Here is a 14,437-nt window from a genome sequence, read left to right on the forward strand (position 1 = left end):
CCGTGCCTATATCGCGAGCCAAGACACCAGACGAGGAGAAGGCAATGTTCGGCCTGAGTTCGACCAAGACCGAGATGGTCACCCCTGAGAACGCGCTGCCGGGCCGCCCGGAGCCGATCCCCACCGCCACCACCCATACCGTGCTGGGCACGGCGCTCGACCCCGAGGCCCCCGAGGGGTTCGAGGTCGCGATGTTCGGCATGGGCTGCTTCTGGGGGGTTGAGCGGATCTTCTGGAAGCTGCCGGGCGTGCATTCCACCATGGTGGGCTATGCGGGCGGCTACACGCCGAACCCGACCTATGAGGAGGTCTGCACCGGCCGCACCGGCCATAACGAGGTGGTGCGCGTGATCTATGATCCTGCGAAGACCAGCTATGACGAACTGCTGCGGGTGTTCTGGGAGAACCACGACCCGACCCAGGGCATGCGGCAGGGCAACGATCGCGGCACGCAGTACCGGTCGGGCATCTATACCTTCAACGAGTTGCAGAAAGAGGCGGCCGAAGCCTCGCGCGAGGCGTTCTCGCTGCGGCTGACCGAGGCCGGCTACGGCGCGATCACCACCGAGATCACCGACGCCCCGGCCTTCTATATGGCCGAGGATTACCACCAGCAGTATCTCGACAAGAACCCCGCCGGTTACTGCGGGATCGGCGGCACCGGCGTGACCTGCCCGATCGGCGTTGGCGCCTGAACGCGCCCGGGCCCGGGGCATCGCCCCGGGTCTGATCGGTTGATGTTGAAGGGGGCGGCGATTGACCGCCCCCTTCGCCTGCGCCTATGCCGCGCGAGGCCCCTTGTTCCGGAGAACCCCGATGCCCGTCTTCACCGCGATCACCCAGCTCGACGACCAGCGCCGCGGCGAACGGCTGGCGGAGGCGCTCGAGGAACTCGAGCCCACCCCCTACGGCACCGGCGTGTTCGAGATCGAGGATGGCTCGGGGCTGTTCGAGGTGACCGCCTATTTCGAGGAGACGCCCGACGCGGTCGAGCTGGACCTGCTGGCGGCGAGCCATGGCGCGCGCGGCTTCGTCGTCTCGGAGGTACCCGACGAGGATTGGGTCGCCAAGGTGCGCCGCGATCTCGCCCCGGTCGAGGCGGGCCGGTTCTTCGTGCATGGCAGCCACGACGCCGACAAGGTGCCGCAGGGCAGCATCCCGCTGCTGATCGAGGCGGCGATGGCCTTCGGCACCGGGCATCATGGCACGACGCTGGGCTGCCTGAAGGCGCTCGACGCTCTGGCAAGCGAAGGCGCGGCACCGGCGCGGGTCGTCGATATCGGCTGCGGCACCGCCGTTCTGGCGATGGCGGCGGCGCGGGTCTGGCCCGAGGCGCGGGTGATGGCGTCGGACATCGACGAAGTGGCGGTCGAGGTGGCCGAGGCCAATCTCGCGGCCAACGGCATGGAGGGGCAGGTGGAGTGCCTCGAGGCGGCGGGCTTCGAGCACGCGGCGCTGGAGGCGGCCGCACCCTTCGACCTCGTCTTCGCAAATATCCTCAAGGGCCCCCTCGTCGCGCTCGCGCCCGAAATGGCGCGAAAAGTGGCGAAAGACGGGCGGGTGATCCTGTCGGGCATCCTCAACGAACAGGCCGATGCAGTCGAGGCGGTCTATGTGGGGCAGGGCTTTGCGCGCGCCGCCCGTACGAGCCATGGCGAATGGACCACCCTCGACATGCGGCGCGACTGAGGCGCGGTGGGGCGGTCATGTGGCGGGCTGCCGGGTTTTCGCCGGAAAGTGGGCCGCCTGCCACATTTTCGCCATGATGCGGGTCTAATCCTGACACCGTGAGGTGGGGGCACCTTGCCAGGATCGCCGACCATGACTTGCGTCTCGCCGAGCTTTGAAACCCGTCTTCGCAAGATTGACCGCCAGCAGCGCCGCCCCGCGGGCGAGCCGGAGTGCTACGTTCTCGAGGACGATCTGGTCGTGGTGATGCCGCGGCGCGAGGGCAATGCCGCCCTGGCTGCCCTGATTCTCGTGATGTTTCCGATGATGTCGGCGCTGGGCGCCAAGAGCCTGCTGATGGCGCGGCTCGACGCCGTGGCGCTGGGCGAGATGCTGTCGCAACTGGACGCCTCGGGCCCGTTCGGCCGGGCGGTGGCCTGGGCGCTGCAGCCCGATGTGCTCACCGGGCTGCTGGCGCGGGGTCTGGCGGGGCTCCTCGGCTGAGGGCCCGCCATAGGCCGCCTCAATCGGCGGTGTACATGCCTTCGTAGATCGGCGTCAGCGTCTCGTGCTCGAAGAGCGAGCTGACGCTGGTGCCGTTCCAGATGTTGAGGATCGCCTGCGCGAACATTGGCGCGGTCGGCACGATGCGGATGTTGGGCGCGTTCTTCACCGCCTCGGTCGGCTCGATCGAATCGGTGATCACCAGCGATTTCATGACCGATTTCTCGATGCGGCTGACGGCGGGGCCGGAGAGCACGCCGTGGGTGATGTAGCTGTGCACCTCGGTGGCGCCGGCCTCCATCAGCGTCTCGGCCGCCTTGCACAGCGTGCCGGCGGTGTCGCAGATGTCGTCGACGATGATGCAGGCCTTGCCCGAGACGTCGCCGATCACGGTCATCTCGGCCACTTCGCCGGCCTTTTCGCGGCGCTTGTCGACGATGGCGAGCGGCGCGCCGATGCGCTTGGCCAGCTCGCGCGCGCGGGCGACGCCGCCGACATCGGGGCTCACCACCATCACGTCGTCGCGGCGATCCTTGAAGTGGTGCGCGACGTCGAGCGCGAAGATCGGCGCGGCGTAGAGGTTGTCGACGGGGATGTCGAAGAAGCCCTGGATCTGGGCGGCGTGCAGATCCATGGTCAGCACCCGCTCGATCCCGGCCTCGGCGATCAGGTTGGCGACCAGCTTGGCCGAGATCGGCGTGCGCGCCTTGGCGCGGCGGTCCTGGCGGGCATAGCCGAAATAGGGGATCACGGCGGTGATGCGCGCGGCCGAGGAGCGGCGCAGCGCGTCGGCCATGATCAGCAGCTCCATCAGGTTGTCATTGGCCGGGTTCGAGGTCGGCTGGATGATGAACATGTCCTCGCCGCGGACGTTCTCATAGACCTCGACGAAGATCTCCTGGTCGTTGAAGCGCTCGATCCGGGCGTCGACGAGGCCGACATTCATGCCCCGGTGCATCGACATGCGACGGGCGACCGCGCGGGCCAGGGTCTGGTTGGCGTTGCCGGCAATCAGCTTCGGCTCGTTCAAGGTGGGCATCAAGGGGCATCCTCGGCAGGCTCGGGCCGCCTCGCAGCGGGCGGCGGAAAGATTGACACCGCCTAGCACAGCCCTAGCATGGCGCAAACCTGCCCGATGGGGGTGGCGTGCGAAGAGGGGCTTCATGCCGAAAATCGACTACTTTTTCGCGACATTGTCGCCCTACGTCTACATCGCAGGGACCCGGCTCGAGGAGATCGCCGCCAAGCACGGGGCCGAGATCGTCTACAAGCCCATGGACGTGATGGCGCTGTTCCCGCGTTCGGGCGGGCAGCTGCCCAAGGACCGGCATCCGAGCCGGCTCGAATATCGTCGCCAGGAGATGCGCCGCCAGGCCAAGAAGGCAGGGCTTCCGCTCAATCCGCGCCCGGCCTTCTGGCCCACCAACGGCGCGCCCGCCGCCTATGCGATCATCAACGCCCAGCGGGCGGGTGGCGGCGACATGGGGCGGCTGGTGCACGCGATCACCCGCGCCTGCTGGGCCGAAGAGAAGGACATCGCCGTCGAGGAGGTGATCCGCGCCGCGCTTGAGGAGGCGGGCTTCGACCCCGGCCTGGCCGAGAGCAACATGATGGGGGCCGCCGACGAATACGCCCAGAACCTCGAGGAGGCGGTGCAGCGCGGCGTCTTCGGCTCGCCCTTCTACATCACCGACACCGACGAGCGGTTCTGGGGGCAGGATCGGCTGTCGGATCTCGACCTGCACCTGTCCGGGCAGCTCTGAGCGGCCTCAGCCCAGCAGCGCCAGGAAACGGTCGACCTGCTCGGCGCCCAGTGACCAGTCGCAGACCAGCCGGGCGGTGAGCCGCTCGGCCGGATCGCCGGTCATCGGATCCCCATCCATGACGTAGAAATCCGCGCCGCCATCGCTCAGGCGGCGCAGCGTGGCGCGCGGCAGGGTGACGAAGACGAGGTTGGCCCCGGCCGGGTAGAGGATCTCCGCCTCGCCATGCGCGCGCAGCCCGGCGACGAGGCGGGCGCAGGCCTCATTGGCGCGGCGCGCGAGATCGAGCCACAGGTCGTCGTCGAGATAGGCCTGCATCTGCGCCGAGAGAAACCGGTGCTTGGAAAAGAGATGGCCGCCGCGCTTGCGCCGGATCTCGAAATCGCGGGCGAGGTCGGGGTCGAAGAACACCGCGGCCTCGACGCCGAGGCAACCATTCTTGGTGCCTCCGAAGCTCAGCGCGTCGATGCCCGCCTTCCAGGTCATCTCGGCCGGGCTGCAGCCCAAGGCGGCGATCGCGTTGGCGAAGCGGGCGCCATCCATGTGCACTTTCTGGCCGCGCGCATGCATGATCTCCGACAGCGCGGCGATCTCGGCGAGGTCGTGGACCGCGCCGGTCTCGGTGACCTGGGTGATGCTCAGCGGGCCGAGCTGGGCATTGTGAAAGCTGCGTGCCCCCTCGGGCAGCAGCGCCTGCTCCAGCGCTGCGGGCGTCATCCGCCCGTCGGGGGCGGGCACCAGCGTCAGCTTGGCGCCGCCGGTATAGAATTCGGGCGCGTTGCCCTCGTCATGCTCGACATGGGCGTGCTCCGAGCAGAACACCGCGTCCCAGGGGCGGGCCATGCAGCCCAGGATCAGCGCGTTGGCCGCCGTGCCGGTGGCGACGAGATGCACCTCCGCCTGCGGCGCCTCGAAGATGTCGCGGATGCGGTCGCGCACCCGCGACATCGCGCTTTCCGAGCCATAGGCGCGCTGGTGGCCGTCATTGGCGCGCGCGATCGCCTCGAGGATCGCGGGATGGGCGGGACCGGCATTGTCGGAGGCGAACTGCATCAGACGGGCTCCTCGATGATGTGGTCCTCCCAGTCGTCATCATCGACCTGGGTCTCGGGTACGGTGCGGCCGGCCATGGACACGCCCGCGCGGTGCACGGCCTGACGGTCGCCGGAGATCAGGTGGTGCCAGCCGTAGAGCGGGCGCCCCTCGGCGCGCAGCCGGTAGGCGCAGGTGGCGGGCAGCCAGTACATTGTCTCGGCGATCTTGTCGGGGGTGAGCACGATGCATTCGGGCACGTATTTGTGCCGGGTCGCGTATTTCGTGCACAGGCAGGTCGCGCCGTCGAGCAGGCGACAGGCGACGCGGGTCAACGCAACCTCGCCGGTGTCCTCGTCCTCGATCTTGTTGAGGCAGCATTTGCCGCAGCCGTCGCAGAGCGCCTCCCACTCGGCGCGATCGAGCTCCTCGAGCGGCAATTCCCAGAAACGCTCACGCATCGGCCAGAACCTCGCGGGCGCGGGCGCAGTCGGCATCCATCTGCGCGATCAGCGCGTCGAGCCCGTCGAACCTTTCCTCGCCGCGCAGGTATTCGACCAGCGCCACAGAGATCTCGGCGCCGTAGAGATCGCCCTTGAAGTCGAACAGGAAGGTTTCGCAATTCGGATGGTTCTCGCCGAACATCGGTCGGGTGCCGATCGAGGCGGCGCCGTCATAGGTCCCGGCATGCGGCCCGGTGAGCACGTCGACCTTGACGGCGTAGACGCCGAAGCGCGGCAGGTGCAGCCCGTCGATGGTCATGTTCGCGGTCGGAAAGCCCAACTCGCGGCCGCGCTTCTCGCCATGGATCACCTCGCCTTCGAGCCGGTGCAGGTGGCCGAGCATGGCGGCGGCGTCGCGGGGGCGGCCTTCGGACAGGGCGCGGCGGATCGCGGTCGAGCTGACCTCGCCTGCGTCGAGCGCGACGAGCGGCGAGACGGTGACGCCGAAGCCATGCGCGCGGCCCAGCGCCTCGAGCATCGCGGCATCGCCGGCGCGACCCTTGCCGAAACGGAAATCGGCGCCGATCACGACGTGGCGCAGGCCGAGGCCCTCGGCGATCACCTGGCGGGCGAAGCCCTCCGGGGAAAGCGCGGCGAGGCCCGCATCGAAGCGAAGCTCGAACAGCCGCTCGACACCGATCTTCTCGAGCCGGTGGGCGCGGGCGGTCCGGTTCATCAGCCGGAAGGGCGGGGCATCGGGCGCGAAATACTCGCGCGGGTGCGGCTCGAAGGTCATCACGCCCAGGGGCGCGCCGAGTCGTGCGGCCTCGGCGCGGGCGAGGTCGATCACCGCGCGATGGCCCAGATGCACGCCGTCGAAATTGCCGATGGCGGCGACGGCGCCGCGGTCGGCGGGGGGAATGTCGGTGAAATCGCTGAAGCTGCGCATGGCGCCTTGCGTAGCGGCGGGGCGGGGCGCGCGCAAGCAGGCGCGCGCCCGAGAGGTCTAGCGCAGGAAACCGATGGAGAAGGTCGGGGCCTGTCCCTCATCGCGCAGATAGGCGGCGAGCTTCTCGGCGTCGGGTTGGCCGCCCGACCGGGTCGCGGTCTCGGCGGCGGCGAGACCGCCGGTGATGAACAGGCAGTCGAGATCCTCGCCCGCCGCGCCCGACACGTCGGTATGCGGCCCGTCGCCGATGCAGATGATCCGCTCGTCGGCGATGCCCGGCGCGATCTCGTGCAGCCTGCGGCGCGCGAGGTCGTAGATCGGCGGGTGCGGCTTGCCGAAATAGAGGCTTTCGCCGCCCAACTCGGTGTAGAGCCGGGCCAGCGCCCCGGCGCACCAGACCCGCTCCTCGCCGCGATCGACGATGATGTCGGGGTTGGCGCAGAGCAGCTTCAGGCCGCGCGCCACCGCCGTCTCGAAGGCGGGGCGGTAGACCTCCGGGTCGGCATCCTCGTCCTCGGGGCCGCAGCAGACGATGCCCTCGGCCGCGTCGAGATCGACGCGCGCCACCTCGACCGGATCCTTGATGATCCGCAGCGGCTCGAAGAAGGCCTCGTCACGCTCGTCGCCGATGAACCAGACCTTCTCGCCGACCGCGCCCTGATACATCGCGGCGCGGGCCGAATCGCCCGAGCTGGCCACGCTGTCATAGCAGTCGCGCGGCACGCCCAGCCCCTCGACCTGCGCCTCCACGGAGGCGCGCGGCCGCGGCGAGTTGGTGACGAGGATCACCTTGCCGCCCGCCGCCCGGAAGCCGCGCATCGCGGCCACCGCCTCTTCATAGGCCCGCACGCCGTTATGCATGCAGCCCCACAGATCGACGAAGGCGGCGTCGTAGCTGCCCGAGATGTCGGCGAAGCGCTCGATGATCCGCGTCATCCGGATCAGGCCTTCAACACGGGGATGATCTGCTTCTTGCGGCTCATCACGCCGGGCAGCACGACGCTGTCGCCCGAGACGGTGGCGTCGAAGCTCTTCTCGGCGATCGCCTTCACGGTGTCGTTCTGCACCAGCAGCGTCGCCTGCTCCTTCAGGATGTCGACCACGAAGAGCAGCACCTCGTCGGCGCCATCCTCGGCCGCGACCTTGGGCATCGCTTCGAGGAGCGCGTCCTTGCGCGACAGCACCTGGTCGGGGGAGGTGGTCTCGAGCACGCTCACGCGCAGCTTCTTGCCGTCGACGGTGGTCTCCTTGCTGTCCATGCGCAGCAGCTCCGCTTCGGAGAAAGCCGAGATGTCGGACTTGGCGGCGAACATCTCGCCGGCATAGTCGGAGACATCGATGCCGAGATCCGCGGCAAGCCGCTCGGCCAGCGCCTTGTCGGCGGGGGTGGTGGTCGGCGAGCGGAACTCGAGCGTGTCCGACAGGATGCAGGACAGCATCAGACCCTTGATGCCCTCGGGCATCTCGGTGGCCACGTGTCCCATCAGGTCGTGCATGATGGTCGCGGTGCAGGCCAGCGGCTTGATGGTGATGTCGATCGGGCCCTTGGTCTCGATGCCGCCGAACAGCTTGTGGTGGTCGATGATCGCCTGGATGTCGGCCTGGTTGATCGAGGCCGGCAGCTCGGCGGGGTTGTTGGTGTCGACGATGACGACCTTCTGGCCCGGCTCGACGTCGTCGATCACCTGCGGCAGCTCGAAGCCCCAGCGCTCGGCCACGAAGGCGGCCTCGGTGTTGGGCTGGCCCAGCAGCCGCGCTTCGGCCTCCTGGCCCTGGCGGTTCAGATACCAGGCCCAGATCAGCGGCGAGCCGGTGGAATCGGTGTCGGGCGCCTTGTGGCCGAAGACGAGCGTGGTCATGGGATTATCCTTCGGGAGGTCGATGAAACTGTCGCGCGCCTTATAGGCAGGGCCGCGCGGCTTGTCACCCGCCCGGAGGGGCCGGCAAGGGGCGGCGCGGTCCCCCGCGCCGCCCCCCGTCTCACCGCGCAGGCTCCGCGCGCGGGCGTTTGGTGACCAGCGCCCGAATGCGCGGCCAGAAGCCGCCCGCCCCCAAGGCGCGGGGCGCGGCCGGGGGGTCGTCCCTGGCGGCGCGCAGCATGGCCAGGCCGGTGCCGACATGCGGCGGGTTCAGATCGAGCCGCTCGGGCGCGCCCCGGCGCATGCGGGGGCGTTCCTCCCAGGGGGCGGGGCTGTCGGGCTGGGCGCGGTGGTCGACGATGTAGAAAGGCGGATGCATGATGTGTTCCTTCTTCATCCTTGGGTTGAGTTTCCGGGCATGGAGAGGCCTTGCCCGGCGGCTGAAACGGCCATGACTTTCCCGGCCGGCGACGCGGGCTGCGCGTCGTCGGGTCGGGAAGACCGGCACGGGTGCGGGCTCGCCCCTAGAGGGGTGAGGCGCGCGGGGGGTGGGCGATCGGAGTGCCGCTGACGCCATGATTCCGCTGCGACCGCCCGAGGGCGGAGCGGCGGAATCGGAGGCGTTGCGAGGCGGGTCGCGCAAGGCGACGGCCGACGGCGACCGGATGATCGGCCACGACGATACGGGGGGTCATGGACTGGGCCCTGGAACTGGCAAGATCAACAGGCGGAGGCGGGGGCAAACCGGCCTTCCGCGACAGGCGGCGGCGCGGCATTCAGCCGTGTGAGAAATAACCTCGAGTCATAAGCCGCTCTCCCAATCCGGGGTTGTCCTGCGCGCCATCATGCACGAACAGGATGCGCTGAGAACCCCCTTTTTCGACTTACTTACGCGGGCGCGCGAGATGTGACATTTCCGCGCCGCGCGATGCTTGACAGGGGCGTGAGCGCTCCTTACCTGTCTCGTCGTTGGCACTCACCGAGGGAGAGTGCTAATGCCCCGCCGGGGCATGAGAACATACATACTGCTGAGGAGCTGCAGAGATGGCATTCAAACCGCTTCACGACCGGGTCCTGGTGCGCCGCGTCGAAGGTGAAGAAAAGACCAAGGGCGGTCTGATCATCCCCGACAACGCCAAGGAAAAGCCGGCCGAGGGCGAAGTGATCGCCTGTGGCGAAGGCGCCCGCAAGGACAGCGGCGAGCTGATCGCCATGGCCGTCAAGGAAGGCGATCGCGTCCTTTTCGGCAAGTGGTCGGGCACCGAAGTCACCGTCAACGGCGAAGAGCTGCTGATCATGAAGGAAAGCGACATTCTCGGCATCATCGCCTGAGATCGCTGACTTCAATCACCCCATTCAAGATCAAGGAGCACTGACATGGCTTCCAAGGACGTCAAGTTCGACACCGATGCCCGCAACCGCATGCTCAAGGGCGTCAACACCCTCGCCAACGCGGTGAAGGTGACCCTCGGCCCCAAGGGCCGCAACGTCGTCATCGACAAATCCTTCGGCGCGCCGCGCATCACCAAGGACGGCGTCACCGTCGCCAAGGAGATCGAGCTCGAGGACAAGTTCGAGAACATGGGCGCCCAGATGGTGAAGGAAGTCGCTTCCCGCACCAACGACGAGGCGGGTGACGGCACCACCACCGCCACCGTGCTGGCCCAGGCCATCATCAAAGAAGGCCTGAAGTCGGTCGCCGCCGGCATGAACCCGATGGACCTCAAGCGCGGCATCGATCTCGCCACTGCCAAGGTCGTCGAGGCGATCAAGGCCGCCGCGCGTCCCGTCAACGACAGCGACGAAGTTGCCCAGGTCGGCACCATCTCGGCCAACGGCGAAGCCGCCATCGGCCGCCAGATCGCCGACGCGATGCAGAAGGTCGGCAACGAGGGTGTCATCACCGTCGAGGAGAACAAGGGCCTCGAGACCGAGACCGAAGTCGTCGAGGGCATGCAGTTCGACCGCGGCTACCTGTCGCCCTACTTCGTGACCAACCCCGACAAGATGGTCGCCGAGCTCGAAGACTGCATGATCCTGCTGCACGAGAAGAAGCTCTCCTCGCTGCAGCCGATGGTGCCGCTCCTGGAGCAGGTGATCCAGTCGCAGAAGCCGCTGCTGATCATCGCCGAGGACGTCGAGGGCGAGGCCCTGGCCACGCTCGTCGTCAACAAGCTGCGTGGCGGCCTGAAGATCGCCGCCGTCAAGGCGCCGGGCTTCGGTGACCGTCGCAAGGCCATGCTGCAGGACATCGCGATCCTGACCGGCGGCCAGGTGATCTCGGAAGATCTCGGCATGAAGCTCGAGAATGTCACCATGGACATGCTCGGCACCGCCAAGAAGATCCGCATCACCAAGGACGACACCACGATCGTCGACGGCAACGGCGAGAAGGCCGAGATCGAGGCGCGCGTCGCCCAGATCCGTCAGCAGATCGAGGAGACCACCTCGGATTATGACCGCGAGAAGCTGCAGGAGCGTGTGGCCAAGCTCGCCGGTGGCGTCGCCGTCATCCGCGTCGGCGGCATGACCGAGGTCGAGGTGAAGGAGCGCAAGGACCGCGTCGATGACGCGCTCAACGCGACCCGCGCCGCGGTGCAGGAAGGCGTGATCGTCGGTGGCGGCGTCGCTCTGGTCCAGGCTGGCAAGTCGCTCGAAGGTCTGACCGGCGAGAACTCCGACCAGAACGCCGGTATCGCCATCATCCGCCGCGCGCTGGAAGCGCCGCTGCGTCAGATCGCCGAGAACGCCGGCGTCGACGGCGCCGTGGTTGCCGGCAAGGTCCGCGAGTCGACCGACCTGGCCTTCGGCTTCAACGCGCAGACCGAAGAATATGGCGACATGTTCAAGTTCGGCGTGATCGATCCGGCCAAGGTGACCCGCACGGCTCTCGAGGACGCGGCTTCGGTCGCCGGCCTGCTGATCACCACCGAGGCGATGATCGCCGACAAGCCGAAGAAGGACGAGCCGGCCGGCGCCGACATGGGCGGCATGGGCGGCATGGGTGGCATGGGCGGCATGATGTAATCTGCCGGATCACCACCGATCCAACGGGGAAGGGGGCCGCAAGGCCCCCTTTTTCCGTTTGCGCAAACCCTCTTGCGGCGGGTCCATGCGCACGGCATGGATCGGACGGCCCCGGTCGGGCCGCCGGGAGGCCGCATGCTGTTCTTCGTCACTCTCACCGTCGCGGGCATCCTTGCCGGGGCGCTCAACGCCATCGCGGGGGGCGGCACCTTCCTGACCTTTCCGGCGCTGGTCTGGCTCGGCCTGCCGCCGATCATGGCCAACGCCACTGCCACCATCGGTGCGCTGCCGGGCTATGCCAGCTCGGCCTGGGGCTACCGCGCGGATGTCGGTGCCGAAGGCGCGCTGGGACTGCGGGCGATCATCGGGCTTGGCGCCTTGGGTGGCCTGCTCGGGGCGGGCCTGCTGCTGGTGACGCCGGGCGCGGTGTTCGACGGGCTGGTGCCGTGGCTGCTGCTGGTCGCCACGCTGCTCTTCGCCGCCGGGCCGCGCATCCTGAATTTCGTGCGGGCGCGGGGGATCGGCCCGGCGGGTCCGGTCCTGTCGGGGGCGGCGGTGCTCGCGGTGTCGACCTATGGTGGCTATTTCAACGGCGGTCTGGGCATCCTGCTGCTGGCGATGCTCGGCTTGATCGGTTTCGTGAACCTGCACGGCATGAACGGCCTCAAGGTGCTGCTTTCGGCGGTGCTCTCGCTGGTATCGGCGGTGGCTTATGCCGCCGCAGGGCTGATCGACTGGCGCGCGGCGCTGATCATGGCGGTGGCCACGACGATCGGCGGCTATCTGGGCGCGCGCGGCGCCAAGCTCATCCGCATGGATCACCTGCGCATCGGCATCACCGGCGTCGGGCTGGTGATGACGGTGCTGTTCTTCGCGCTCTAGAGGACGATCGGCTCGAGCGGGTCGTAGCTTGGCGCATCTGCGTCGCCCCAAGCCACCGCGGCGAGGCTGTCGGGCTTGACCCTGAGCGTGGCCATCTCGTGTCGCGTAACCCAGCGGCGATGGCTGACGATCCCCTCCGGGTCCACCCAGTCGCCATCCGGGTCGCCCGAGACGATCTCGCAGCGGAAATAGAGGTCCACCTGATGGAAGCCGCGCCGCTCATGGTGAAACTCGTTGACCAGGCAGGGCGCGCCCACCGCGATCTCCAACCCGCATTCCTCGCGCAGCTCGCGGGCGAGGTTGTCGGGCAGCGAGACATGCGGATCGACCCCGCCGCCGGGCGCGCACCACAGATCCTCGCGACCCTTGTAGGCATTGACCAGAAGCAGCCGGTCGCCACGCATCAGGATCGCGCGGACGGCAAGACGGACGGGGCGGGGCGTGGTCATGACGGGCAACATGACGCCGCCGTGAGGCGGGTGCAAGCGGGGCTGTGCGGGCGTCGACGCGCCGCTATGTCAGTCACATGACCCGCCCCATCGCCCTCGTGACCCTGTGCCTGCTGCTGCTGTCGGGCTGCGCCCGCGCCGCGCCCGAACCGAGCGCCGATTGCGTGGTCTTCCTGCACGGGCTGGCGCGCACCGATCTGAGCCTCGCGCCGATGGCCGAGGTGCTCGAAGCCAATGGCTACGCGGTGGTCAATCGCGGCTATCCCTCGACCGAGGCGCGGATCGAGGAGTTGGTCGATGCCGTGCCCGAGGACGTGGCGGCCTGCGGCGACCGCCGGGTGCATTTCGTCACCCATTCGATGGGCGGCATCCTCGCGCGGCTCTGGCTCACCGATCACCGCCCCACGCGGATGGGTCGGGTGGTGATGCTCGCCCCGCCCAACAAGGGATCCGAGCTGGTCGACGTCTTCGGGGGCTTCGAGCCCTTCGAATGGATCAACGGACCGGCCGGGCTGCAGCTCGGCACCGACCCACAGAGCCTGCCCAACCGGCTCGAGCCGCTGCCGTCCTACGAGGTCGGGATCATCGCCGGCGACGCCTCTCTCAACCCGGTCTTCTCGGCGCTGATCGAAGGTCCCGATGACGGCAAGGTCTCGGTCGCCTCGACCCGGCTCGAAGGGGCGACGGATCATATCGTCCTGCCGGTCAGCCATACCTTCATGATGAACAACCCGCTGGTGATGGCGCAGGTGCTGGCGTTCCTGCGCGAGGGGCGGTTCGACCGCTCGCTCAGCCTCGGCAGCGTCCTGTTCGGCTTCGACTGACCGCTAGCGCGGGCCTTCGGTGCTGCGCCGGGCCTGCACCTCGCTGCCCAGATCCACGAGAGCCGGGCCCGGATCCTTGCCTTCGAGCCGGGCGCGGATCATCTCGGCGGCCTTGGCTCCCATTTCGAAGCGGTTGGTGCGGACCGAGGTGATCGGCGGCTCGGCCGCGCGCATCATCTCCAGATCGTTGAAGCCGCAGATGCCCAGATCGCCCGGCACCGCGCGCCCCAACCGCATCGCCTCGAACAGGGCACCCAGCGCGAGGTCGTCATTGTTGCAGAACACCGCGTCGGTATCGGGGCGCCGTTCCAGCAACCCGCGCAGGAGTGCCGCACCCATGCCGACATTGGACGGCGTCTCGGTGGTCTCGCAGCGGTCGGCGTCGAAGATCCCCGCCGCCTCGGCCTCGGCGCGGAAGCCGGCGAAGCGGCGACGGGTGCGCGGGTCCATCCGGGCGCCGAGAAAGCCGGGCCGGCGATAGCCCTGCGCGATCAGGTGCCGTGTCGCCGCCGCCGCCGCGTCGTGATGCGAGAAGCCGACCATCATGTCGACCGGGTCGGCGCCGATCTCCATGACCTGCACCACCGGGCAGCCGGCCCGGTCCAGCAGACGCCGCGCCGCCGCCGTCTGGTCGATGCCCGCGACGATCAGCCCGGCCGGGCGTTGCCGCAGGAACACCCCCAGCAGGCTTTCCTCCGTGCCCGGATCGTAGCGGGTGATGCCGTACTGGACGTCGAAACGGCTCTCGGCCAGCCGGTCGTAGATCCCCGACAGCACGTCGGTGAACACCGCGTTGGTGGCCGACGGAATCAGCACGCCGATCACGTCGGAGCGGCCGGTCGCCAGTGCCCGCGCCGCCGGATCAGGGACGTAGCCCAGCGCCGCGACGGCGGCGTCGATCCGGGCGCGGGTTTCCGGCTGCACCGTGTCGGGCCGCCGCAGCGCGCGGCTGACCGTGATTGGCGACACCCCCGCCTGTGCCGCCACCTCGGCCAATGTCACCCGCTTTGCCATGCCACGCTCCCTCTTGACGGATG

At 68.6% G+C, this 14,437-nt stretch carries 17 protein-coding genes; 8 read left to right on the forward strand and 9 right to left on the reverse strand.

Features of this window, described 5'->3' with window-relative positions; all coding sequences use genetic code 11:
* The first annotated feature begins 44 nt into the window (after positions 1–44).
* The 3 genes from msrA to T8T21_RS13765 all read left to right on the forward strand — a co-directional run bounded on the left by msrA (position 45) and on the right by T8T21_RS13765 (position 2,172).
* Entirely contained in the window at positions 45–695 is a 651-nt protein-coding gene (gene msrA / locus T8T21_RS13755) for a peptide-methionine (S)-S-oxide reductase MsrA (RefSeq protein WP_322335990.1), read from the forward strand.
* 121 nt (positions 696–816) lie between these two features.
* The gene (locus tag T8T21_RS13760) at positions 817–1,689 is read left to right on the forward strand and encodes a 50S ribosomal protein L11 methyltransferase (RefSeq protein WP_322335991.1); all 873 of its coding nucleotides are present in this window, start codon (positions 817–819) and stop codon (positions 1,687–1,689) included.
* A 132-nt stretch (positions 1,690–1,821) separates the two neighbouring features.
* Positions 1,822–2,172, forward strand: coding sequence for a hypothetical protein (locus T8T21_RS13765; protein WP_322335992.1), 351 nt, complete (start codon positions 1,822–1,824; stop codon positions 2,170–2,172).
* Between the two features lie 19 nt (positions 2,173–2,191).
* Here T8T21_RS13765 and T8T21_RS13770 read toward each other — a convergent pair whose 3' ends face one another.
* On the reverse strand, positions 2,192–3,211 hold the full coding sequence (locus T8T21_RS13770) for a ribose-phosphate pyrophosphokinase (RefSeq protein WP_183472455.1): 1,020 nt from the start codon (positions 3,209–3,211) through the stop codon (positions 2,192–2,194).
* Positions 3,212–3,335: 124 nt separating this feature from the next.
* On the opposite strand from T8T21_RS13770, the gene T8T21_RS13775 reads away from it, so the two are divergent.
* Entirely contained in the window at positions 3,336–3,935 is a 600-nt protein-coding gene (locus T8T21_RS13775) for a 2-hydroxychromene-2-carboxylate isomerase (RefSeq protein WP_183472453.1), read from the forward strand.
* 6 nt (positions 3,936–3,941) lie between these two features.
* On the opposite strand, the gene T8T21_RS13780 is transcribed toward T8T21_RS13775, so the two are convergent.
* The 6 genes from T8T21_RS13780 to T8T21_RS13805 form a co-directional block, all read right to left on the reverse strand.
* Positions 3,942–4,988 carry a threonine aldolase family protein gene (locus T8T21_RS13780; RefSeq protein WP_322335993.1) on the reverse strand — a complete coding sequence of 349 codons (1,047 nt, stop codon included), beginning with the start codon at positions 4,986–4,988 and terminating at the stop codon, positions 3,942–3,944.
* The gene (locus T8T21_RS13785; protein ID WP_322335994.1) at positions 4,988–5,428 is read right to left on the reverse strand and encodes a YcgN family cysteine cluster protein; all 441 of its coding nucleotides are present in this window, start codon (positions 5,426–5,428) and stop codon (positions 4,988–4,990) included. Before T8T21_RS13785 ends, T8T21_RS13780 begins: the two co-directional genes overlap by 1 nt.
* Positions 5,421–6,359, reverse strand: a complete 939-nt coding sequence (locus T8T21_RS13790; protein ID WP_322335995.1) for a bifunctional riboflavin kinase/FAD synthetase — start codon at positions 6,357–6,359, stop codon at positions 5,421–5,423. Before T8T21_RS13790 ends, T8T21_RS13785 begins: the two co-directional genes overlap by 8 nt.
* A 57-nt stretch (positions 6,360–6,416) precedes the next feature.
* The gene (locus T8T21_RS13795; protein WP_322335996.1) at positions 6,417–7,295 is read right to left on the reverse strand and encodes a TIGR01459 family HAD-type hydrolase; all 879 of its coding nucleotides are present in this window, start codon (positions 7,293–7,295) and stop codon (positions 6,417–6,419) included.
* Positions 7,296–7,300: 5 nt separating this feature from the next.
* A complete protein-coding gene (locus T8T21_RS13800; protein WP_322335997.1) occupies positions 7,301–8,218 on the reverse strand; it encodes a manganese-dependent inorganic pyrophosphatase in 918 nt (305 codons plus the stop codon).
* Between the two features lie 121 nt (positions 8,219–8,339).
* Positions 8,340–8,597, reverse strand: a complete 258-nt coding sequence (locus tag T8T21_RS13805; protein ID WP_322335998.1) for a hypothetical protein — start codon at positions 8,595–8,597, stop codon at positions 8,340–8,342.
* A 665-nt stretch (positions 8,598–9,262) separates the two neighbouring features.
* On the opposite strand from T8T21_RS13805, the gene groES reads away from it, so the two are divergent.
* The 3 genes from groES to T8T21_RS13820 all read left to right on the forward strand — a co-directional run bounded on the left by groES (position 9,263) and on the right by T8T21_RS13820 (position 12,127).
* Entirely contained in the window at positions 9,263–9,550 is a 288-nt protein-coding gene (gene groES / locus T8T21_RS13810) for a co-chaperone GroES (protein ID WP_183472434.1), read from the forward strand.
* Between the two features lie 45 nt (positions 9,551–9,595).
* Positions 9,596–11,245, forward strand: coding sequence for a chaperonin GroEL (gene groL, locus T8T21_RS13815; RefSeq protein WP_183472431.1), 1,650 nt, complete (start codon positions 9,596–9,598; stop codon positions 11,243–11,245).
* A gap of 135 nt (positions 11,246–11,380) precedes the next feature.
* Positions 11,381–12,127: a sulfite exporter TauE/SafE family protein gene (locus T8T21_RS13820; RefSeq protein WP_322335999.1), complete on the forward strand. Its 747-nt coding sequence runs from the start codon at positions 11,381–11,383 to the stop codon at positions 12,125–12,127.
* Here T8T21_RS13820 and T8T21_RS13825 read toward each other — a convergent pair.
* Positions 12,124–12,576: an NUDIX domain-containing protein gene (locus tag T8T21_RS13825; protein WP_322336000.1), complete on the reverse strand. Its 453-nt coding sequence runs from the start codon at positions 12,574–12,576 to the stop codon at positions 12,124–12,126. The genes T8T21_RS13820 and T8T21_RS13825 overlap by 4 nt on opposite strands.
* Before the next feature lie 77 nt (positions 12,577–12,653).
* On the opposite strand from T8T21_RS13825, the gene T8T21_RS13830 reads away from it, so the two are divergent.
* Complete coding sequence (locus T8T21_RS13830) at positions 12,654–13,400, forward strand: alpha/beta fold hydrolase (RefSeq protein ID WP_322336001.1); 747 nt, start codon at positions 12,654–12,656, stop codon at positions 13,398–13,400.
* 3 nt (positions 13,401–13,403) lie between these two features.
* On the opposite strand, the gene gntR is transcribed toward T8T21_RS13830, so the two are convergent.
* Positions 13,404–14,414, reverse strand: coding sequence for an HTH-type transcriptional regulator GntR (gene gntR / locus T8T21_RS13835; RefSeq protein WP_322336002.1), 1,011 nt, complete (start codon positions 14,412–14,414; stop codon positions 13,404–13,406).
* Positions 14,415–14,437 lie beyond the last annotated feature (23 nt).

It is taken from the genome of Limimaricola variabilis, assembly GCF_034371605.1.
Lineage (GTDB): Bacteria > Pseudomonadota > Alphaproteobacteria > Rhodobacterales > Rhodobacteraceae > Limimaricola > Limimaricola variabilis.

Bases quoted from the DNA above. Each gene is read 5' to 3' on its own strand.
- T8T21_RS13805 (WP_322335998.1), bottom strand. From the start codon at position 8,597: ATGCATCCGCCTTTCTACATCGTCGACCACCGCGCCCAGCCCGACAGC.
- gntR (WP_322336002.1), bottom strand. From the start codon at position 14,414: ATGGCAAAGCGGGTGACATTGGCCGAGGTGGCGGCACAGGCGGGGGTG.
- msrA (WP_322335990.1), top strand. From the start codon at position 45: ATGTTCGGCCTGAGTTCGACCAAGACCGAGATGGTCACCCCTGAGAAC.
- T8T21_RS13790 (WP_322335995.1), bottom strand. From the start codon at position 6,359: ATGCGCAGCTTCAGCGATTTCACCGACATTCCCCCCGCCGACCGCGGC.
- T8T21_RS13830 (WP_322336001.1), top strand. From the start codon at position 12,654: ATGACCCGCCCCATCGCCCTCGTGACCCTGTGCCTGCTGCTGCTGTCG.
- T8T21_RS13800 (WP_322335997.1), bottom strand. From the start codon at position 8,218: ATGACCACGCTCGTCTTCGGCCACAAGGCGCCCGACACCGATTCCACC.
- T8T21_RS13775 (WP_183472453.1), top strand. From the start codon at position 3,336: ATGCCGAAAATCGACTACTTTTTCGCGACATTGTCGCCCTACGTCTAC.
- groL (WP_183472431.1), top strand. From the start codon at position 9,596: ATGGCTTCCAAGGACGTCAAGTTCGACACCGATGCCCGCAACCGCATG.
- T8T21_RS13765 (WP_322335992.1), top strand. From the start codon at position 1,822: ATGACTTGCGTCTCGCCGAGCTTTGAAACCCGTCTTCGCAAGATTGAC.
- T8T21_RS13795 (WP_322335996.1), bottom strand. From the start codon at position 7,295: ATGACGCGGATCATCGAGCGCTTCGCCGACATCTCGGGCAGCTACGAC.
- T8T21_RS13760 (WP_322335991.1), top strand. From the start codon at position 817: ATGCCCGTCTTCACCGCGATCACCCAGCTCGACGACCAGCGCCGCGGC.
- T8T21_RS13770 (WP_183472455.1), bottom strand. From the start codon at position 3,211: ATGCCCACCTTGAACGAGCCGAAGCTGATTGCCGGCAACGCCAACCAG.
- groES (WP_183472434.1), top strand. From the start codon at position 9,263: ATGGCATTCAAACCGCTTCACGACCGGGTCCTGGTGCGCCGCGTCGAA.
- T8T21_RS13780 (WP_322335993.1), bottom strand. From the start codon at position 4,988: ATGCAGTTCGCCTCCGACAATGCCGGTCCCGCCCATCCCGCGATCCTC.
- T8T21_RS13820 (WP_322335999.1), top strand. From the start codon at position 11,381: ATGCTGTTCTTCGTCACTCTCACCGTCGCGGGCATCCTTGCCGGGGCG.
- T8T21_RS13785 (WP_322335994.1), bottom strand. From the start codon at position 5,428: ATGCGTGAGCGTTTCTGGGAATTGCCGCTCGAGGAGCTCGATCGCGCC.
- T8T21_RS13825 (WP_322336000.1), bottom strand. From the start codon at position 12,576: ATGACCACGCCCCGCCCCGTCCGTCTTGCCGTCCGCGCGATCCTGATG.